Origin of the sequence: Lysinibacillus sp. NPDC093210, assembly GCF_044753985.1 — a bacterium.
Lineage (GTDB): Bacteria > Bacillota > Bacilli > Bacillales_A > Planococcaceae > Lysinibacillus.
Genome location: NZ_JBIVOE010000015.1, coordinates 37,112 through 57,150, shown reverse-complemented (window position 1 = coordinate 57,150; position 20,039 = coordinate 37,112). Strand labels below are relative to the sequence as shown.

General features: G+C 36.8%; 23 protein-coding genes and 1 rRNA gene. 23 read left to right on the top strand and 1 reads right to left on the bottom strand.

Features of this window, described 5'->3' with window-relative positions; all coding sequences use genetic code 11:
• The 13 genes from rrf to rsmI form a co-directional block, all read left to right on the top strand.
• Positions 1-94: ribosomal RNA gene (rrf, locus tag ACIP9C_RS22515) — 5S ribosomal RNA — on the top strand; the annotation flags it as partial.
• Positions 95-295: 201 nt separating this feature from the next.
• On the top strand, positions 296-829 hold the full coding sequence (locus ACIP9C_RS22510) for a sigma-70 family RNA polymerase sigma factor (protein WP_401014910.1): 534 nt from the start codon (positions 296-298) through the stop codon (positions 827-829).
• A complete protein-coding gene (locus tag ACIP9C_RS22505) occupies positions 822-2,390 on the top strand; it encodes a S26 family signal peptidase (RefSeq protein WP_401014908.1) in 1,569 nt (522 codons plus the stop codon). The genes ACIP9C_RS22510 and ACIP9C_RS22505 overlap by 8 nt, the downstream gene beginning before the upstream one ends.
• Before the next feature lie 177 nt (positions 2,391-2,567).
• Positions 2,568-3,992, top strand: coding sequence for an aminotransferase class I/II-fold pyridoxal phosphate-dependent enzyme (locus ACIP9C_RS22500; protein WP_401014905.1), 1,425 nt, complete (start codon positions 2,568-2,570; stop codon positions 3,990-3,992).
• Between the two features lie 17 nt (positions 3,993-4,009).
• Complete coding sequence (tmk, locus tag ACIP9C_RS22495) at positions 4,010-4,639, top strand: dTMP kinase (protein ID WP_401014902.1); 630 nt, start codon at positions 4,010-4,012, stop codon at positions 4,637-4,639.
• 312 nt (positions 4,640-4,951) lie between these two features.
• A complete protein-coding gene (locus ACIP9C_RS22490) occupies positions 4,952-5,281 on the top strand; it encodes a cyclic-di-AMP receptor (RefSeq protein ID WP_024362572.1) in 330 nt (109 codons plus the stop codon).
• A 111-nt stretch (positions 5,282-5,392) separates the two neighbouring features.
• Entirely contained in the window at positions 5,393-5,833 is a 441-nt protein-coding gene (locus ACIP9C_RS22485) for a YaaR family protein (protein ID WP_340821465.1), read from the top strand.
• Between the two features lie 154 nt (positions 5,834-5,987).
• Complete coding sequence (holB, locus tag ACIP9C_RS22480; RefSeq protein ID WP_401014898.1) at positions 5,988-6,992, top strand: DNA polymerase III subunit delta'; 1,005 nt, start codon at positions 5,988-5,990, stop codon at positions 6,990-6,992.
• A complete protein-coding gene (locus ACIP9C_RS22475) occupies positions 6,985-7,800 on the top strand; it encodes a PSP1 domain-containing protein (RefSeq protein ID WP_401014895.1) in 816 nt (271 codons plus the stop codon). Before holB ends, ACIP9C_RS22475 begins: the two co-directional genes overlap by 8 nt.
• 27 nt (positions 7,801-7,827) lie before the next feature.
• Entirely contained in the window at positions 7,828-8,184 is a 357-nt protein-coding gene (gene yabA / locus ACIP9C_RS22470) for a DNA replication initiation control protein YabA (protein ID WP_228134245.1), read from the top strand.
• A 64-nt stretch (positions 8,185-8,248) separates the two neighbouring features.
• Positions 8,249-8,998: a tRNA1(Val) (adenine(37)-N6)-methyltransferase gene (locus tag ACIP9C_RS22465; RefSeq protein WP_401014891.1), complete on the top strand. Its 750-nt coding sequence runs from the start codon at positions 8,249-8,251 to the stop codon at positions 8,996-8,998.
• Positions 8,982-9,245, top strand: a complete 264-nt coding sequence (locus tag ACIP9C_RS22460) for a GIY-YIG nuclease family protein (RefSeq protein WP_340821460.1) — start codon at positions 8,982-8,984, stop codon at positions 9,243-9,245. The genes ACIP9C_RS22465 and ACIP9C_RS22460 overlap by 17 nt, the downstream gene beginning before the upstream one ends.
• Positions 9,242-10,117 (top strand): 16S rRNA (cytidine(1402)-2'-O)-methyltransferase, encoded by an 876-nt coding sequence (gene rsmI / locus ACIP9C_RS22455; protein ID WP_401014887.1) that lies wholly within the window; start codon positions 9,242-9,244, stop codon positions 10,115-10,117. The genes ACIP9C_RS22460 and rsmI overlap by 4 nt, the downstream gene beginning before the upstream one ends.
• Before the next feature lie 266 nt (positions 10,118-10,383).
• On the opposite strand, the gene ACIP9C_RS22450 is transcribed toward rsmI, so the two are convergent.
• On the bottom strand, positions 10,384-10,662 hold the full coding sequence (locus ACIP9C_RS22450; RefSeq protein WP_024362580.1) for a transition state genes transcriptional regulator AbrB: 279 nt from the start codon (positions 10,660-10,662) through the stop codon (positions 10,384-10,386).
• 346 nt (positions 10,663-11,008) lie between these two features.
• On the opposite strand from ACIP9C_RS22450, the gene metG reads away from it, so the two are divergent.
• From metG to ACIP9C_RS22400, 10 genes are all read left to right on the top strand, one after another.
• Positions 11,009-12,985 (top strand): methionine--tRNA ligase, encoded by a 1,977-nt coding sequence (gene metG / locus ACIP9C_RS22445; protein ID WP_401014883.1) that lies wholly within the window; start codon positions 11,009-11,011, stop codon positions 12,983-12,985.
• Between the two features lie 253 nt (positions 12,986-13,238).
• Positions 13,239-14,009, top strand: a complete 771-nt coding sequence (locus ACIP9C_RS22440) for a TatD family hydrolase (RefSeq protein WP_401014880.1) — start codon at positions 13,239-13,241, stop codon at positions 14,007-14,009.
• Positions 14,010-14,144: 135 nt separating this feature from the next.
• Complete coding sequence (locus ACIP9C_RS22435; protein WP_401014877.1) at positions 14,145-15,356, top strand: resuscitation-promoting factor; 1,212 nt, start codon at positions 14,145-14,147, stop codon at positions 15,354-15,356.
• Positions 15,357-15,526: 170 nt separating this feature from the next.
• Entirely contained in the window at positions 15,527-16,093 is a 567-nt protein-coding gene (rnmV, locus tag ACIP9C_RS22430; protein WP_401014873.1) for a ribonuclease M5, read from the top strand.
• Positions 16,086-16,967, top strand: coding sequence for a 16S rRNA (adenine(1518)-N(6)/adenine(1519)-N(6))-dimethyltransferase RsmA (gene rsmA, locus ACIP9C_RS22425; protein WP_401014870.1), 882 nt, complete (start codon positions 16,086-16,088; stop codon positions 16,965-16,967). Before rnmV ends, rsmA begins: the two co-directional genes overlap by 8 nt.
• A 155-nt stretch (positions 16,968-17,122) precedes the next feature.
• Complete coding sequence (gene veg / locus ACIP9C_RS22420; protein WP_010857021.1) at positions 17,123-17,383, top strand: biofilm formation stimulator Veg; 261 nt, start codon at positions 17,123-17,125, stop codon at positions 17,381-17,383.
• 113 nt (positions 17,384-17,496) lie between these two features.
• The gene (locus ACIP9C_RS22415; RefSeq protein WP_004229193.1) at positions 17,497-17,676 is read left to right on the top strand and encodes a small, acid-soluble spore protein, alpha/beta type; all 180 of its coding nucleotides are present in this window, start codon (positions 17,497-17,499) and stop codon (positions 17,674-17,676) included.
• A 214-nt stretch (positions 17,677-17,890) separates the two neighbouring features.
• Positions 17,891-18,757: a 4-(cytidine 5'-diphospho)-2-C-methyl-D-erythritol kinase gene (gene ispE, locus ACIP9C_RS22410; RefSeq protein WP_401014866.1), complete on the top strand. Its 867-nt coding sequence runs from the start codon at positions 17,891-17,893 to the stop codon at positions 18,755-18,757.
• A 56-nt stretch (positions 18,758-18,813) separates the two neighbouring features.
• Positions 18,814-19,641, top strand: coding sequence for a pur operon repressor (gene purR, locus ACIP9C_RS22405; RefSeq protein ID WP_340821451.1), 828 nt, complete (start codon positions 18,814-18,816; stop codon positions 19,639-19,641).
• Positions 19,642-19,644: 3 nt separating this feature from the next.
• Positions 19,645-20,019 carry a RidA family protein gene (locus ACIP9C_RS22400; RefSeq protein ID WP_340821450.1) on the top strand — a complete coding sequence of 125 codons (375 nt, stop codon included), beginning with the start codon at positions 19,645-19,647 and terminating at the stop codon, positions 20,017-20,019.
• Positions 20,020-20,039 lie beyond the last annotated feature (20 nt).

Here is a 20,039-nt window from a genome sequence, read left to right as displayed (position 1 = left end):
TCACACCCGTTCCCATACCGAACACGGAAGTTAAGCTCTTTAGCGCCGATGGTAGTTGGGGGCTTCCCCCTGTGAGAGTAGGACGTCGCTAGGCACATTCAAAACATCGAAGAGAAATCTTCGGTGTTTTTTTGTTTTAGTTAAAGTAAAAAAACCCATTCATACACAGTAATTGATTACTTATTATTAGTTAAAAAATTACATAAAAAGAAAATGAAACTATACCTAATTTGTATCCGTCTATTGAGTAAAATTTATATTTAGTAATTCAAACATGATAGAAAGGGGGGATTATATGGAGCAGTATGAAGCACAAAATATGAAGGAAATTATGCATACATATGGAGACTATTTAATGAGATTATCGTATTTATATGTTAAGGACTGGGCTACAGCTGAAGATATTGTGCAGGACGTCTTTATTAAGTTTTTCGAAACGCATCACCAATTTGAGGAACGTGCTACATTAAAAACTTACTTAGCTAAAATAACAATCAATCGATGCCATGATTATTTACGTAGTTGGAAAAGTAGGAGACAAATAATTTCTAACTACTGGTTAAATCAAATCAATGCAGAAAAGTGCTCAATAGATAGCGAGATGTTACAACGTTTAGAGAAGCTTGATATAGCTAAAAGTGTTCTACAGTTATCAGTGAAGTACCGAGAAGTAATTATACTGTTTTATTATGAAGAACTGACCACTGCGTCGATTGGGGAGTTACTGAATCTATCTGAGAATACAATTAAAACAAGATTGAGACGTGCAAGGGAGATGCTAAAACAGAGGTTAGATGAAGCAGAGTGGGAGGTGTTACGGCATGAATAAAATAAAGCATGAATTTGATAAGTTATTTAGTGATGAATCTAGATTTTCGGAGGCAAATGAGAAACGGGTCATGCAAGAAATAATAGCTAGAAGAAATACTAGTCGTAAACGTTCATGGCAGTATCCTCTTATAATGTGTGGCTCTATTTTTCTTATAGTTTTACTAGCAGTGATCGTATTTTTTGATTCAAATATATCCAAAGAAGACTCACTAGCATTGTGGTTGCAGGAAAATGATGCAGATGGAATTCTCTATGAAGAATTGAATGTGTTGCAAAAGGAGGATGCTCTTGTTGTTTATAAAGTACAGACAGATTCGAGTTTGCTAGTTCATGCAGCATATTTAATTTATAAGGATGGCGAATGGATTTCCAAAGACTATTGTACGAATGGATTTGGTACAGAAGACGAAACTGTACATTATTTAAATTCTAGACAGGCGCCTTATTTATATTGTGGTGCAGAGAAAAGCAACGCTTTAAAGAAAGTTATAGTTGGACAACAGGAAGCGAAGATATTGGAGGTAGCCGATGCTGAGATGTTTTGGTTCGCCTTTAGCAAGCAACCTGTTGCACGTGTTGTTTACGAATATATGGATGGATTAATGCAACGTATGAATTCAATTGAATGGGCGTACACAGAAATGGATAATAGGGTCCCTGTGATAGGCAATATGACGGGGCAACAATATAAGATACAGTATACAGGTAATGCGATGAATCGTGGTAACAACGAATATACGGCCTATCCTATTGTTATAGAGCCAAATGTTGAAAATTTCAATAGAGGCGATGTTGTTTATGTAAATGCAGAAGATGGAACAAAGACAATGACACGTATTGTTGGATTACCGGGAGAAAAAATTGCTATTAATGACGGGACTATTACTGTAAATACAATACCACTAGATATTTATTATGGCTTTGCAACACAAATGGGCTTCGATGTGTTTGAGGCATATATTGAGCAGTTAAAAAAAGATGGTACGTTTTTTGATGAAAATGAAATTCGTAAATATTTTTTCTGGAATATGGATGAACTGACCCTTGATGCAGGCGAATATTATGTAGTAGCAGATAATTGGGGACATGGTATAATGACGAAAATTACGGATTCTCAAATTATTGGGAAAGTGCTAGGTTATGAAGCATTAGAGATAGCAAATGAATGGTCCAAAACGGAAAGGGCATTATATGAAGCTTTTAGAGAACAAAATGATGTGGAAATATTCCGTGATGTAGATCCATTGACGATAGCCCGTGTGCAGTTATACGCGAAGTTTTTAGCCGATGAACAAACTGTATATCGGCTGTATACAACTCGGGAAAACTATTCGAAATGGAGCGAAGCCGAGCATATGCGAATGCATACACAAGTAGAGGCAGAAAGAAATAGATCTTGGGCATTGGAAATGGCGAAAGCGATGAAAAATGGGACATTTAAAGAATTGCCCGATAATGGAGGAGCTATTCTTTTTACAAAAAATGAAAGTGACATGGGCTATCAAATGGTGAAAAATGAAAACGGTATTTGGCAAGTCGCCTTTATGCCAATTCAGTAGCTAAAATGAATAGCACTCTTTTAAATCGTTGTAGCAGCACGCGTGTTTTTGTATCAATAGGAATTTAAAATTTTCTACACCTTAAATCTTAAGCTATCCTATTTTGTAGGATAGCTTTTTTATCCTGCAATAATCCCGTATAATTAAAGGATAATAAATTGAAAAGGGTGTCTTGTTTTGCAAAAGAAAAAGCCAATTGTAGAAGGTTTAGAGCGTTTTCGACAACAACAAAATATATCTTTTCATGTACCAGGACATAAACATGGTGAATTGTCACATCTACCACAAGCTTTTAAAGATGTCATGCGTTACGATGTGACAGAATTAACAGGGCTAGATGACTTACATTACCCTGAAGAGATGATTTTAGAGGCAGAAAATTTACTGGCTGATACATATGGCGTGATGAAAAGCTTTTTTTTAGTAGGTGGCTCTACGGTAGGAAATTTGGCTATGATTTATGCTACATGTAAAAGGGGCGATACAATTATCGTACAACGTAATGCACATAAGTCTATATTTCACGCAATTGAGCTGGTTGGAGCTAAGGCAGTATATGTTTCTCCGAAGTGGGATGATCGAACATTAACAGCAACACATGTCTCTTATCACGACTTAAAACAAGCAGTAGATTGTTATTCTGAGGCAAAGGCAGTCGTATTAACGTACCCCACATATTACGGTATGACATCGAAAGAAATTTCGCAGCAAGTCGCATATTGTCATGAAAAAAAAATACCCGTTTTGGTAGATGAGGCTCATGGCGCTCATTTTAGTGCCTGTTCTTTATTTCAGCCATCTGCATTGACCTTTGGTGCAGATGTTGTTGTACAGTCAGCGCACAAAACGTTGCCAGCTATGACAATGGCTTCTTTTATGCATGTGAACTCAGAATTAGTGAATGTTGATAGCATTCATCACTATTTGCGCATGTTACAATCCAGCAGTCCATCGTATGTATTGTTAGCTTCTTTAGATGATGCACGCTATTATATACAGACATATATGGAGAGTGATGGTGCATATATAATAGAGAAAAAAAATCAATGGGCTGAAGCATTACGTGCAATTGGCTCACTTGAAGTAATTGAAGTAGATGATCCTATAAAGTTATTGCTACGAGTCAAAGGTTATAGTGGTTATCAATTACAAGAAGCATTAGAAGCTCAGCATGTTTATGCTGAGCTTGCAGATGCACACCAAGTATTACTTGTATTGCCACTTTTAAAACAAGGGTATAGTTACCCGTTTGCAGATATACGCGTTCGCATTAAAGACGCTGTTACAGCATTATTAAACACTGAAAGAACAGAAATACAAGCTGTTTCCCAAACTGCTTATAATTTTGTAGCTATTACAGAACCAATGTATTCGTTTGATGAAATAACGAATATGAAGAAGGAATGGCTACCCTATATGCGAACGATGGGACGTACGGCTGCAAGTATGATTATTCCTTACCCTCCTGGCATACCATTACTTGTTCCAGGTGAAAAAATTACAGTGGCTAAACTAAGTCAACTAGAGGAATTACTTGCAACAGGTGCAACTTTCCAAGGGAATCACCGGTTAGAAGAAAAAATGATTGAGGTCATTAAATAGTTGGGGGCAATAACAGCATGAAGTGCAATTTATTTATTACATTCGAAGGTCCAGAAGGTGCTGGCAAAACAACCATTATTAAAAAAATCGCTGAACGGTTATCTCTAGAGAATATTGATGTTTTAGCAACGAGAGAACCTGGTGGCATTGAAATCGCTGAAAAGATTCGTACAATCATTTTAAACCCGGAGCATACAGCAATGGATGAGCGTACAGAAGCATTATTATATGCGGCAGCTAGAAGTCAGCATTACTTTGAAAAAGTAAGACCTGCTTTAGATGCTGGAAGAATGGTAATTTGTGATCGATTTATCGATTCATCATTAGCTTACCAAGGATATGCACGTGGCATTGGTGTAGATGAGGTACTTTCCATTAATGAATTTGCAATAGGAAAAAAATTACCTGACTTAACAATCCTATTTGATATTAATCCAGAGGTTGGTTTAGCGCGTATTCATGCACATGGTGACCGAGAAGTGAACCGTCTTGATGTTGAAAGTCTGGCTTTTCATCAAAAGGTGCGTGAAGGATATTTACAATTAGTAAAACGTTATCCAGAACGTATAAATGTCGTCAATGCAGACCAAAGTATTGAGCGTGTAGTTGAAGATGTATGGGCAATATTGTACGAAGCAATACAGTAAAAACATGAAGTCGGCTACCATATTGTGATATAATGGTAACATACGGTGACAGATGAACTGCATCGGATAAAAGAGGACCTTTCCTTATAGGTGCTAAGAAGAGTGCAATTTAACTAATTATCATCGGTTACGCAAATCAATGATAAAATAAAGAAGTGAATTTCTCTAGCGCAATTTATTACTTCTTGGTAATAATACGAAAGCCTAATTAATTTTGTGCTTTTGTTTTAATTGAAGTTAAAATTGATGGTAGAAGTTGCTGTTTTTGAATAAATTCTATCAAGGCCAATTATATAAAAGGGGTGAGTGCGAATGAAGTTAGTCGTAGCTGTGGTACAAGATCAGGATAGTAGCCGCTTATCGAATGCTTTAACGAAAAATCAGTTTCGCGCAACAAAATTAGCGAGTACAGGGGGTTTTTTACGCTCTGGTAATACGACGTTCTTAATTGGAACAGAAGACTCTCTCATACCCAAAGTTTTAGATATTATCCGTGATAATTGTCGAGCGCGTGAACAGTTGGTTGCACCTGTTTCACCATTAGGTGGTAATGCAGATTCCTATATACCATATCCAGTGGAGGTAGAGGTAGGGGGCGCAACTGTATTTGTTTTACCGATTGAACAATTTCATCATTTTTAACGGTATTTAAATAATAGAAATTATGTTATTCAGTAAGAATTGCCAAGCAGACATTACGAATTCACAAATGAAGATGAATTTTATAAGAAAGCAATTGGGGGCGAAAGCAGCTTGAAGATCAATCAAGATATACGTGTCGGGTTAAATACTAATCGTACAGAGCCTCTTCAAAATAATAATCAAAACAACCGATTCGGTGATATGGTCGTTAAGCAAGGTTCAAAATTGCAAACCGAACAATTAACACGATTGTTGGGGGATATTTCTACTGCTGGTGACCGTGTTGCAAGATCCCGAAATTTACGAGAGCTTGCTCGTTTTAAAATGCTTGTGAAGCGTTTTTTACAGGAAACTGTAGAACATGGAATGGAATTAAAACAATCACATACATGGAATCGCTTTGGTGAAGGAAGACGATTAAAGATTATTGAAACGATTGATAGTCGTCTTGTGGAGCTTGCACAAGATATTTTAGATGAAGAAAAAGAAGCAATTGACCTTCTCGATAAAATCGGAGAGATTAAAGGTCTGTTAATTAATTTATATATGTAAAACCCGTGTCTTGTTCACTTGTAGGCGCGGGCTTTTTTCAAATTGGTTCAGTAGGGTTTTAAATATTAAAATTGGTGGAATGTATTTCTACTGAAATAAATTTACTTGTACAAGTCTAAAAGGCTTTATTGTATAGGAAGGAATTTAATAAAAAATGGCGAAGAATGTTGAAGAGCTTTTCACACTACAGCCAGTCGTAATGAAGCAGCTTCAAACGATTTTTGACAAAAATAGATTAGCCCATGCATACATTTTTGATGGCGAAAAAGGGACAGGAAAAGTGGATATTATGCGTTTTTTTGTAAAATTAATGCTATGTGAACATCCACATGAAAATGTTCCATGTGAAACATGTCGAAATTGCAGACGTGTGGATTCCGGAAATCATCCGAATATTCATCAAATTTATCCTGAAGGTCAATTTATTAAAATTGATCAAATCCGTGATCTTATTGCTGAGATGAAGATGATGGGGGTAGAGCAAGGACGGAAAATTTACGTACTACATCATGCAGACCGCCTCAATATAGCATCAGCTAACATGATTTTAAAGTTTTTAGAGGAACCGGATGGAGAAGTTACGGCTATTTTGTTAACAGAGCAGATGCAATCGATATTACCTACAATTCGTTCGCGCTGTCAGCATATTAAGTTTCAAAAAATGCCTAGACAAGTTTTGTTAAAGCATTTGCAAGAAAATGAAATTCCCCACTCCATGGCTTCTACAGTTAGCATGATGACGAACGAGCTCGAAACAGCTATTTTTTTAGCAAAAGATGAGCAGTTTGCACAGGCTCGAAAAACAGTGTTAAAATTAGTAGAGGCAATTCGCCAAAATGTACACGAAGCTATGATTGTTGTGCATGAGGAATGGTTGCCACTATTTAAGGAAAAAAGCGAAATGGAGCAAGCATTGGATTTACTACTATTTGCTTACCGTGATATAGTGTCAATAAAAGCTAATCCCGAAGCAGCTTGTACTTATCCAGACATGTTACAGACTTTTAAAGAAGCTGCGTTACATTCGACTTTCGAACGCCTATCTAGTCAAATGGAGGCTATTTTACAGGCGCGCGCATCTTTACAGCGTAACATGAATAGGACGTTAATGATGGAGCAGCTAATGCTTAATCTGCAGGAGGGATATACATTTGTATAATGTAGTAGGAATCCGCTTTAAAAAAGCGGGTAAAATATATTATTTCGATCCAGCATCATTTCTACTAGAAGACAGTCAATATGTCATTGTAGAGACAGCTCGCGGTGTAGAATATGGTAAGGTAGTTGTCCCTCAAAAAGTAGTAGGGGAAAATGATGTCGTATTACCACTTAAGCAAGTACTACGACCAGCAGACGAACGGGATCGTATTCAAGTTGAAGAAAATGCAATAGAGTCAAAGCGGGCATTTGAGCTAGCAAGCGCAAAAATCATAGAACACAAATTAGAGATGAAACTTGTTGATGTTGAATATACATTTGATCGTAATAAAATCATTTTTTATTTTACAGCAGAAGGTCGGGTCGATTTCCGGGATTTAGTAAAAGATTTAGCCTCTGTTTTTAGAACGCGTATCGAGCTACGCCAAATTGGTGTACGAGATGAAGCAAAATTATTAGGTGGTATCGGTCCATGTGGCCGAATGCTATGCTGTTCAACATTTTTAGGTGATTTTGATCCAGTTTCTATTAAAATGGCAAAAGATCAGAATTTATCTTTAAACCCATCAAAAATATCTGGTTTGTGTGGTCGTTTAATGTGCTGTTTAAAGTATGAAAACGATGAGTATGAAGAAGCAAAAGAAGGTATGCCAGATGTTGGTGAAATGACAATGACACCAGATGGCCGCGGAAGAGTTGTAGGTTTAAATGTGCTAGAAAGAATTATTCAAGTATATTTACAAGAGCAGGAGCGCACCGTTGAGTATACACTAGAAGAACTGCTGGCATGCGAAAAAAATCTTATATAAGATAGAGAATTTAACGAGGTGGCTTGGGTGAAGGACCGTAATTTCTTAGATACCGTTATGGAGTTCGAACAACAGCTCGAAGCAATGCAGGAGCAATTTGGTGCATTGAAGCAATTTGTAGCGTTAATGATGGAAGAACATAAGGCACTCGAAACAGAAAATCATCACCTTCGTACACGTCTAGAAGAACTACTTTCTAAAGAGAACACCGTACAGGCTGCAGATGAGAAGAAAGAGATTCCATTAGATATTGGCGAGGGATATGATAACTTAGCACGTCTATACCAGGAGGGCTTCCACGTTTGTCATGTGCATTTTGGGAGTTCACGTAAAGGTGAAGACTGTCTGTTTTGTCTATCATTTTTAAATAAGCAAAATGTGTAATAGAAGACTGATTCCCGCTTCGGTGGTGTCAGTCTTTTGTTTTGTATAGTAGGAGGAAGGGTTCGTGGAAAATTGGTTAAAGGATGATGAAAGGCTAGATTATTTGTTGGCAGAGGATTTACGTATAATTCAAAGCCCATCTGTCTTTTCTTTTTCATTGGATGCAGTGTTACTTTCGAAATTTGTCAATGTACCTTATTATAAAGGAAAAATTGTTGACTTGTGTTCGGGTAACGGTGTCATACCACTATTTTTAAGCGCTAGAACGAAAGGACAAATTACAGGTGTAGAAATACAACCACGTTTATTTGATATGGCAGAGCGAAGTATTCGTTATAATAACTTAGAGGAACAAATCCAAATGGTCCTTGGTGATGTAAAGGAAATTCCATCACAAATAGGGGTGGAAAAATATGATGTGGTAACATGTAACCCGCCGTATTTCTTAGCTCATGAAGCGAGTGATAAAAATTTAAGTGAACATCATGCTATTGCACGACATGAATTACATTTAACACTCGATGAAGCGGTTCAGTCTGCAAGTAAATTATTAAAGCAAGGTGGAAAAGCAGCATTTGTTCATCGGCCTGGCCGCCTTTTAGATATCGTCACTGCGATGCGGGCAAATCGATTAGAACCAAAACGAATGCAGCTAATTTATCCGAAAGCGGGGAAAGAAGCCAATACCTTATTAATAGAAGGAATAAAGGATGGTAAACCAGATTTGAAAATATTACCCCCACTTTATGTTTATAATGCAAACAATGAATATACAGCAGAAGTGAGAGAAATGCTCTATGGAAAAAACGAATAGCCATTTCTTCTATGTATTAGAATGTGCAGACAAGTCGTACTATGCAGGTTATACAAATAATATAGACAAGCGTGTTGCCGCACATAATGCAGGTAAAGGTGCTAAATATACAAAAGCAAGAGGACCTGTAGAATGTATATATGTCGAAGCTTTCGACACAAAACAAGAAGCGATGCGAGCAGAATATGCTTTTAAGCAGTTAACACGGACGCAAAAAACAAAATATATAGGGAGGGATAAATCGTGAAATCACAAAAAAGTACGATGCATACTCATCAAGGATACCTATATCTTGTGGCAACACCAATTGGGAATTTAGAGGATATGAGTGTACGTGCACTTCGTATATTAAAAGAAGCGGATGTGATCGCTGCTGAAGATACACGTAATACAAAGAAGCTATGTAACTATTTTGAAATCGATACACCACTTGTGAGTTACCACGAACATAATATCGATGCTGGGGGAGAGAAGCTACTAGGCTTTTTGCGAGAAGGGAAAACGGTGGCATTAGTTAGTGATGCTGGTCTACCTTGTATTTCTGATCCTGGTGCAGATATTGTCGTGAAGGCAATCGCTGAAGGAGTTGCAGTAGTACCAATACCAGGTGCCAATGCGGCATTATCGGCTTTAATTGCGTCAGGATTAACACCTCAGCCGTTTTTCTTTTACGGTTTTTTAAACCGTGGAAAAAAAGAGAGACGACAGCAATTAGAGCAATTAAAAAAACGACAAGAAACTATCTTATTTTACGAGGCGCCACATCGCTTAAAGGAAACGTTAAAGGATATGGAATTAATTCTTGGCAATCGTCGTATTGTGCTAGCACGTGAGCTGACAAAGAAATTTGAAGAATTCCTTCGTGGTACCTTAGTAGAAGCGGTTGAGTGGTCACAAACCGAAGAAATTCGAGGGGAATTTTGCATTGTTCTAGAAGGAAATCAAAATGCAGAAGAAGACAATCAAGAAGATGCATATTGGAAAGATATGAGTGTTGTGGAACACGTAGATTATATTATTGCTGAAACAGATGTTACTTCCAAGGAAGCTATTAAAGAAGTAGCAAAACTACGTCAAGTAGCAAAACGAGATATTTATAATGCTTATCATAGTGAGTAAGTGTCAATAACAGCGGGGTTGTCTCAATAGAGGCAACCTTTTTTGATGATTTTATACAAAATTATACAAAATGTTGTTATTTTCATTGTTAAAATAAAATATTTAAAATTGATAATAATTGTAAAAAAGAGTAATCTTAATAAAAGATGTCTGACATGGACATTATAAGGGTATCATGTATATTACTTTTCCATTATAAAAAGAAATTTTTATCAAATAATAAAAACACCTAAATCTTTGTTCTCGATTTAGGTGCTAGAAAGAAATTATTTTTTTAGGCTAGATTGGATTTCTTTCATTAACATTTCTGCGCCTTCAGGACTTAAAATTAATTTGCCTCCAACTAGACGGAAGTTATCATCAGAAACTTCGCCAGTAACAGCACATGTCATATTAGGCATATATTTTTTTAGGATGATTTTGTCATCATCTACGTAGATTTCTAAAGCGTCTTTTTCAGCGATACCTAATGTACGGCGAAGTTCGATTGGAATTACCACACGACCTAATTCATCGACTTTACGAACAATTCCTGTTGATTTCATAATTATTTTTCCTCCTAAAAGTAAAAGTTATATTGTATTTCGTCAAATTTCGACATTATTTCTTTGTCTGATAGTTATCATACCAAGTAATGCCATAAACGTCAATTAATTAATACAGTAATAATCTCTTATTTGTAAAAATTTTTGAGAAGAAAACTGTTATTTCAATTTTTTTAAAAGGTTTTTATTATAGATTTTATTTTATAGTAAAAAAGCTTCTTATAAAATACATTAAATGGATTAGTATAATATTCGACAATTTTCGCATTCAATAAACTTTCATTGAAACGAATTTCGTACTTCGATAGAATAGATATTATACTGTGAAACATTGGAGGCAGTTCTCGTGAGCGAACAAAACAAAACATTCTATATAACAACCCCGATTTATTATCCTAGTGGAAAATTTCATATTGGTACGGCGTACACAACAGTGGCGTCTGATACGATAGCACGTTATAAACGTTTACGTGGATATGATGTACGTTTCTTAACAGGGATGGATGAGCACGGACAAAAGATTCAAGAGAAAGCAGCAGAAGCTGGCAAGCATCCTCAGGAATATGTAAATGAGATTGCCGATGCAGCAAAAAACCTTTGGACATTAATGGACATTTCATATGATGATTTCATTCAAACAACAGAGGAACGTCATACAAAAACTGTCGAAAAGATTTTCCAAAAGTTTTTAGATAACGGTGATATTTATAAAGGTGAGTATGAAGGCTGGTACTGCACACCTTGTGAGTCATTCTTTACAGAGACACAATTAGAAGATGGTAAATGTCCAGACTGTGGACGTGCCGTACACAAAGTGAAAGAGGAATCTTACTTCTTTAATATGAAGAAATACGCTGATCGACTGTTAGCTTATTATGAAGAAAATCCTGATTTCATCGAGCCAGAATCACGTAAAAATGAAATGATTAACAACTTTATTAAACCAGGGCTTGAAGATTTATCAGTTTCACGTACTTCATTCGACTGGGGAATTAAAGTGCCTGGAGACCCAAAACACGTAATTTATGTTTGGGTAGATGCGTTAACAAATTATATTACTTCTTTAGGATACTTATCAGATGATGAAACGTTATTTAACAGATATTGGCCAGCGGACGTGCATGTAGTTGGAAAAGATATTGTACGTTTCCATACAATCTATTGGCCAATATTCTTAATGGCTCTTGATTTACCATTACCTAAAAAAGTTTTCGCACACGGATTTATTATGATGAAGGACGGTAAAATGTCTAAATCAAAAGGAAATGTTGTATATCCTGAAATGCTTATCGAGCGTTATGGATTAGATGCAACGCGTTACTTCCTATTAAGAGAGCTTCCATTTGGCTCTGATGGTGTATTTTCTCCAGAATCATTTGTTGAGCGAACAAATTTCGACTTAGCAAACGATTTAGGCAATTTATTAAACCGTACGATTTCTATGATTAACAAATATTTTGATGGCAATATTCCTACAGAAAATCTTCAATCTACTGAATTTGATGAGGCATTAAAAGTGCATGCAGAATCAGTTCGTATTAAATATGAAGAAAGTATGGAAAAAATGCAATTTAGTGTCGTATTAGCCGACCTATGGACGCTAGTATCACGCACAAATAAATACATTGATGAAACACAACCATGGGTTCTTGCTAAGGATGAGGCGGATAAGCCAAAATTAGGGTCTGTTATGCGAAATTTGGCAGAGAGCTTGCAACATATTGCAGTCATGTTACAACCATTTATGACATCTACACCGACACGCATTATCCAACAATTGGGTCTAGATGACAAATACTTAGCATGGGAAACAATTGAAACATTCGGTAATACTATTCCAGCAAACATTAAAGTGGTAGAAAAAGGAACGCCGATTTTCCCTCGTTTAGATAGCGAAATTGAAATAACTTATATTCGAGAGGAAATGCGTGGCTCAGTAAAAACTTCTCAGGAGGAAGAACCAAGCGTAGAATCAAAAGTGATTGAGGTTCCAGAAATTCCGGAAATTTCAATTGATGATTTTATGAAAGTTGACTTACGTGTGGCAACGGTTACAGCATGTGAGCAAGTCCCTAAAGCAGATAAATTATTAAAGCTTCAGGTTGACCTTGGTTATGAGCAACGACAAGTAGTTTCGGGTATTGCAAAGTACTATTCTGCGGAAGAATTAGTCGGGCAAAAAGTAATCGTAGTTGCAAACCTAAAACCTGTTAAGTTACGTGGTGAATTATCACAAGGAATGATATTAGCTGGCGAAAAAGATGGAATTTTAAAGCTTGCATCTGTTGATCCAAAACTTGAAAATGGTGCAAAAGTAAAATAAAAAACGAAGAATGGCCTGTTGAGTAGAAAATATTCAGCAGGCCATTGTAAATTTGGACTAAAAATGGCTATTTAATTATTTTAGGATAATTTATACAATGCGTAAAATGACGAATTTTAGGTATATGGTAATACTTATGGCGAATAAATATATGTGTATTGTCACAATACTAAATTGTTTGTAACAAATTTGTAATACTGATGCAAAATATGAAATAATAATTTTTAATAAAATCAATGTTAGGAGAATGGCAATGTTTATCGATACACATGTACATTTGAATGCAGAGCAGTATCAAGAAGACTTACAAGAAGTCATTGATCGAGCCCTTGAAGCAAAAGTTGAAACTATGGTAGTTGTAGGATTTGATCGTAAAACGATTGAAAAAACAATGGAATTAGTAGAGCAATATGATTTTATTTATGGTGTTATTGGTTGGCATCCAGTAGATGCCATTGATTGTACTGAAGAGGATTTAAAATGGATCGAAGAATTGGCTGCACATCCTAAGGTCGTCGGAATTGGCGAAACAGGATTAGACTATTATTGGGATAAATCACCCAAAGATGTTCAACAAGCCCTTTTTCGTAAGCAAATTCATTTAGCACAAAAAGTTAATTTACCAATTATTATTCATAACAGAGAGGCGACAGCAGATGTTGTCAACATTTTGCGTGAAGAAAACGCAGCTTCTGTTGGAGGCGTAATGCATTGTTATAGCGGAAGTGTAGAAACTGCCCGTCAATGTATTGGGATGAATTTTATGATTAGTCTTGGTGGACCAGTGACTTTTAAAAATGCACGTATGCCGAAGGAAGTGGCAATGGAAATACCTTTAGAGCACTTGATGATTGAAACGGATGCGCCATATTTAGCGCCACATCCCTATCGCGGTAAACGTAACGAACCAGCATTGGTGCCGTTAGTTGCAGAGGAAATTGCACGTTTAAGAGAAATATCAATTGAGGAAGTTGCTCAAGTTACGACTGCCAATGCAAAAAAATTTTTTAGGATTGACGATTAACTAGCTAAAGTGCCTCCAATACTGTGTTTGCGGTTGGCTAAAATAGCATGGTCAAATTTTTTTGAAATACAATCGGGTTGACAGTGCTAATTCTAGTCCGTATAATCCAACTTTGTATTAAGGAGGCGTTTTTTCATGTCAAATAATTCCATGAAAAACTTGTTCTTAGGATCATTGAGGAGTAAGCAAACAGTGATAAGAATTGTTTCAATTGTCCTGTTTGTATCAGTAATTTCATTCGTACTTTTCCAAGGTACTAAAAAAACCGTAACGCTTAGCGCTAACGGGGATGCAATTGAAGTAGCAACACATGCCAAAACTGTAGAAGAACTATTACAAAATCAAAATATAGACGTAGCAGCGCATGATAAAATATCACCCTCTCTGAATGCCAAAATTGTTAATGGATTAGCAATTACTTGGGAACAGGCAAAAGAAGTAACAATTTCAGTTGATGGAAATCAGTCAAAAGTTTGGACAACTGAAAAACTAGTGAAGAACATTTTGAAGGAAGCAAATATCGAAGTATCAGAGCATGATACATTAAAGCAGAGCTTGGATACAGAAGTAGGAGCAGATAACAAAATCGATATTCAAAAAGCGTTTCAGGTAACGCTTGTCGATGGTTTAGAAAATAGACAAGTTTGGTCCACTTCGACTACGGTCGCTAACTTTTTAAAACAACAGGGAATTCAGCTAAATGAATTCGATCGTGTCGAGAATAACCTGGAGGACGTTATCACTCCAGAGAGTAAAATCGCAGTAGTTCGCGTAGAAAAGGTTATCGATGTAGTGGAAGACTCATTAGATTTCGCAATTGAAAAGAAGCAGGATGCTTCTTTGCTAAAAGGGAAACAAAAAGTAGTAACAACGGGCGAGAAGGGTAAAATTTCTCGAACGTATGAAGTCGTTAAAGAAAACGGCAAAATTGTCGCGAAAAATTTACAATCTGAAAAAGTCATAAATGAGCCAAAGAAACAAGTAGTTGCAGTTGGTACTAAACAATTAGTAGCTAGCACTACAACTGTGTCTCGTGGTTCAGCGGAGCCATCTAGTGGGAAAGAGTTTTATGTAACTGCAACCGCATATACACCTTACTGTAAAGGTTGTTCAGGAACATCAGCTACTGGCATTAACTTACGTTCAGATTCTGGTTTAAAGGTAATTGCAGTAGATCCATCTGTTATTAAACTAGGCTCAAAAGTTTGGGTTGAAGGCTATGGAACAGCGATTGCTGGGGATACTGGTGGTTCAATTAAGGGTAATAAGATCGACATACTAGTACAATCAGATGCACAAGCTCGTAATTGGGGACGCAAGAAAGTGCGTATTAAAGTATTAAATTAAAAAAATTGTAAAAAATATCAAAATTTTTTCACTAAGCATACATTGGCTTTCCTGTATTGACTGGCAGGAAAGCTTTTTCACGTATACCAGGCAAAAGCTTTGTATTTCTGTACAATCATACAGGTCAGTTGTAAAATGGTCTGAAGATAAGGTAGAAAAGAGGAGCCTTTTTGCAAATTCAAGAAGTGATTGTCGTTGAAGGAAAAGATGATACAACCGCAATTAAGCGAGCTGTTCAGGCAGATACAATTGAAACGAATGGATCGGCCATTTCAGAAGAGACGCTTAAACGGATTCAGCATGCACAGGATAAACGAGGTGTCATAGTATTTACAGACCCTGATTATCCAGGGCGCCGAATTCGAGCAATTATTGAACAACACGTACAAGGTGTTAAACATGCCTTTTTACCAAAATCCAAAACAATTGCGAAGAATGGTAAAGGTTTAGGTATTGAGCATGCGGCAGATGAGGATATTCGTGAGGCATTGAGTCTTGTTTATACTCCAAATAGCACTGAGCCCATTGCTGATGATATTACACTAGAAGATTTAATGACTGCTCGCTTAATTGGTCATCCATCGGCGAAAAGCCGCCGAGATCGTCTAGGAGAAATATTAAATATAGGTGCAACAAATGGTAAACAACTTCATAAAAGATTGAAAATGTTTCAAATAACAGAACAGCAATTTGGTGCAGCTGTCGCACAGGTAGATCAGGAGGAAAATAATGCATAAGGATATTGCAACACCAATTCGAACACAGGAAATTTTGAAGAAATATGGATTTTCGTTTAAAAAAAGTTTAGGCCAAAATTTTTTAATTGACCCAAATATTTTAAGAAACATCGTTAGTCATGCAAATTTAACGGAAAATAGTGGCGCAATTGAAGTAGGGCCTGGGATTGGCGCATTAACAGAGCATTTAGCACGCAGCGCAAAAAAGGTCGTATCGTTTGAAATAGATCAGCGCTTATTACCAGTACTAGCAGATACATTAAGTCCATATAATAACGTGTCTATCGTTCATTCTGATATTTTAAAGGCAGATGTGGCGAAGGTCATTGAGGAAGAAATGCCAGGCATCGAAGATATTATGGTTGTTGCTAATTTGCCTTATTATGTTACGACGCCTATTTTAATGAAATTGCTAAATGATCGTTTACCAATTCGTGGATTTGTTGTGATGATGCAAAAGGAAGTCGCTGATCGGATTACAGCAAAACCAGGAACAAAAGAATATGGTTCACTATCTATTGCAATTCAGTATTATGTGAAGGCTGAAATTGCTATGACCGTGCCAAAAACTGTTTTTATGCCACAACCAAATGTAGATTCAGCGGTTATTCGCCTAATTAAGCATGATGAGCCACCAGTAAATGTTATTGATGAGGATTTCCTATTCGTAGTAACACGCGCTTCATTTGTACAGCGCCGTAAAACAATTTTAAATAATTTACAATCAGGTCTACCAAACGGTAAGGCAAATAAAGAAAAAATAATTGAAGCTTTAGAATCTGTGAATATTGAACCAACTCGTCGTGGTGAGACGTTGTCAATTCAGGAGTTTGGAAAGTTAGCGGATGCCTTATATCCAACCTTTTCAAAGTGAAAATATATGTTACATTTTCATTCAAAATGAAAAAAAACGTATTTTTTTTAAAAAAATAAGTTGACAACATTTATAAAGGGCTGATAAAATATTATATTTTGTTGACATTTTTGGGCGTATCCCTTATACTAATTAATAGTGAGGTGTAAGCGAAAATGCCAAAAACTTTAGCGGACATTAAAAAGTCGTTGGATTGTCATTTGGGTAAACGTTTGCAGTTAAAAGCAAACGGTGGTCGCAAGAAAACGGTCGAGTGTGCAGGGATATTGCGTGAAACATATCGTGCAATTTTTGTAGTTGAACTTGATCAAGAAGACAATACGTGCAAGCGCGTATCGTATAGCTACACAGATATTTTAACTGAGGCAGTAGAGATTACATTTTTAGACGAAGCACAGGCTGCTGTCGCGAAATAGTTTCTAGTACTTATTTCTATATTTTGAAGCACTCATGTATGTTAAAAACTACATGAGTGTTTTTCGTTTTATCGGACATACTAATTTCGTCAGTTGTTAAAGGAGGAGTTTGCATGCCTAGAAAGGGAATCATGTCACCTCGTTTAAAAGAAGAGATCGCCAAAGAACTTGGATTTTATGATGTTGTGCAAAAAGAAGGTTGGGGTGGAATTAAAGCTCGAGATGCTGGTAATATGGTGAAACGTGCCATTGAGATGGCGGAAAGAGCAAGCAGTGAGCAAGAGCGGAAGTAGTGTACTTCGCATAAAATAACTTGTTTACATTTTTTACTTCATTCAGCTAGGAAATGAGCCGATGCTGAACACAACAAAACAACTGACGAGAGAGAACCGTTTTTAAAACGGTTCTTTTTTCAGTTTGCTTTCTCATTATGGTAAAATAAAATGAATTATCTTGCGCGAAAAATGAACGGCTGTTTATGCGTGTAGTTATGAGGGAGGAAGTAAGATGCTTTATGTAAAGGCGCCTGCAAAAATTAATTTAACATTAGATGTTCTTTATAAACGACCAGATAATTATCACGAAGTGGAGATGGTCATGACGACTGTCGATTTGGCAGATCGCATTAGCTTAGAATCTCGTGAAGATGGAGTAATTGAAATTATTTCAACGGATAATTTCGTACCAAATGATCACCGCAATTTTGCTTATCAAGCAGCGCGTCTTATAAAAGATACATACGGCATTAGACAAGGTGTATCCATTACAATTGAAAAAGAAATACCGATTGCAGCAGGTCTTGCAGGAGGCAGTAGCGATGCCGCGGCAACACTAAAAGGTTTAAATGAGCTTTGGAATTTAAAGCTATCAATAGACGAGCTAGCGGAGCTTGGTGCTAAAATCGGCTCAGATGTTTCTTTTTGTGTATACGGAGGTACTGCACTAGCAACTGGGCGAGGGGAGAAAATTCAAGAATTACCTGCACCGCCAAGCTGTTGGGTCGTGTTAGCTAAGCCTAAAATCGGGGTGTCAACAGCAGAAGTATATGGAGGCTTAAAGGTTGAAGGGCTTGAGCACCCTAATACAAAGCAAATGATCAAAGCAATTGAAACAGAAAGTTATGATCTATTATGTGCATCTTTAGGAAATGTTTTGGAAACTGTAACATTTAAGTTACACCCGGAAGTTATTATGTTAAAAGAACAGATGAAGCGCTTTGGGGCAGATGCTACGTTAATGAGCGGAAGCGGTCCAACGGTCTTTGGTCTCGTGGATACTGAGGCCCGGGTGAGCCGAATTTACAATGGCTTACGAGGCTTTTGTGAAGAAGTATATGCTGTGCGTATATTAGGGGAGCGTAATACGCTTGCTTAAAAACGCATAATTGTGTTAATTTTACCTATAAATATTCGTGTTTAGGAGAGGGTCGCATGAAATGGAAGCGTAGTGAACGACTAGTTGATATGACGTACTATTTACTAGAACATCCACATCAGCTGATCCCGCTAACTTATTTTTCAGAATTATATCAATCCGCAAAGTCTTCGATTAGTGAAGATTTAACGATTGTTAAAGAAACTTTCGAAGAAAAAGGAATCGGGTTATTGATAACAGTGCCAGGAGCAGCAGGTGGTGTGAAGTATATTCCTAAAATGTCCGAAGAGGAAGTTCGTTTAGTCATCCAGGATTTAAAAGCCGAGCTTGAACATTCAGATCGTTTGTTACCTGGTGGCTATTTATTTATGACGGATTTATTGGGCAATCCAGATTTAATTAATCGAGTTGGGAAGGTTTTTGCATCTGCATTTGCTGACCAGCAAATCGATGTTATTATGACAGTAGCAACAAAAGGAATATCTATTGCCCATGCCATTGCAAGGCATTTAAACGTTCCAGTTGTTGTGGTTCGTAGAGATAGCAAAGTAACAGAAGGCTCTACAGTCAGTATAAACTATGTATCTGGTTCTTCTCGAAGAATTCAGACAATGGTATTATCTAAAAGAAGCATGAAGAGTGGACAGCGTGTACTTATTACCGATGACTTTATGAAGGTCGGTGGTACGATGAACGGCATGAAGAATCTATTAGAAGAGTTTGACTGTCAATTAGCAGGCATCGCTGTGCTAGTTGAGGCAGAGCATGCAGACGAAACTTTAGTAGATGATTACTATTCACTTGTAAAGCTTCATGAGGTCAATGAAAAAGATCGTACGATTGCATTAAGTGAAGGCAATTATTTTACAAAAAGGGAGAAATGACAAATGAATGTAGTATCTACAACGAATGCACCAGCAGCAATTGGACCATATGCACAAGGAATGATCGTTAATGGGATGTTTTATAGTTCAGGTCAAATTCCATTAACTGCAGCAGGCGAATTAGTAGAGGGTGATATTGTCGCTCAAACGCACCAAGTATTTGCTAATCTAAAGGCAGTGCTAGAGGCTGCAGGCTCATCACTAGACAATGTAGTAAAAACAACAGTCTTTATGAAGGATATGAATGACTTTGTTGCAATGAACGAAGTATATGCAAGTCATTTTGGAGAGCATAAACCAGCTCGTTCAGCAGTGGAAGTAGCACGTTTACCAAAAGATGTGAAAGTAGAAATAGAAGTTATCGCAATCGTAAAATAAAAATTAGTAGCCCTTTAAAA

Coding starts and splice junctions, on each gene's coding strand:
- ACIP9C_RS22510 (WP_401014910.1), top strand. CDS start 296: ATGGAGCAGTATGAAGCACAAAATATGAAGGAAATTATGCATACATAT.
- ACIP9C_RS22505 (WP_401014908.1), top strand. CDS start 822: ATGAATAAAATAAAGCATGAATTTGATAAGTTATTTAGTGATGAATCT.
- tmk (WP_401014902.1), top strand. CDS start 4,010: ATGAAGTGCAATTTATTTATTACATTCGAAGGTCCAGAAGGTGCTGGC.
- ACIP9C_RS22490 (WP_024362572.1), top strand. CDS start 4,952: ATGAAGTTAGTCGTAGCTGTGGTACAAGATCAGGATAGTAGCCGCTTA.
- holB (WP_401014898.1), top strand. CDS start 5,988: ATGGCGAAGAATGTTGAAGAGCTTTTCACACTACAGCCAGTCGTAATG.
- ACIP9C_RS22460 (WP_340821460.1), top strand. CDS start 8,982: ATGGAAAAAACGAATAGCCATTTCTTCTATGTATTAGAATGTGCAGAC.
- ACIP9C_RS22450 (WP_024362580.1), bottom strand. CDS start 10,662: ATGAAATCAACAGGAATTGTTCGTAAAGTCGATGAATTAGGTCGTGTG.
- ACIP9C_RS22440 (WP_401014880.1), top strand. CDS start 13,239: ATGTTTATCGATACACATGTACATTTGAATGCAGAGCAGTATCAAGAA.
- ACIP9C_RS22435 (WP_401014877.1), top strand. CDS start 14,145: ATGTCAAATAATTCCATGAAAAACTTGTTCTTAGGATCATTGAGGAGT.
- rsmA (WP_401014870.1), top strand. CDS start 16,086: ATGCATAAGGATATTGCAACACCAATTCGAACACAGGAAATTTTGAAG.
- veg (WP_010857021.1), top strand. CDS start 17,123: ATGCCAAAAACTTTAGCGGACATTAAAAAGTCGTTGGATTGTCATTTG.
- ACIP9C_RS22415 (WP_004229193.1), top strand. CDS start 17,497: ATGCCTAGAAAGGGAATCATGTCACCTCGTTTAAAAGAAGAGATCGCC.
- ispE (WP_401014866.1), top strand. CDS start 17,891: ATGCTTTATGTAAAGGCGCCTGCAAAAATTAATTTAACATTAGATGTT.
- purR (WP_340821451.1), top strand. CDS start 18,814: ATGAAATGGAAGCGTAGTGAACGACTAGTTGATATGACGTACTATTTA.
- ACIP9C_RS22400 (WP_340821450.1), top strand. CDS start 19,645: ATGAATGTAGTATCTACAACGAATGCACCAGCAGCAATTGGACCATAT.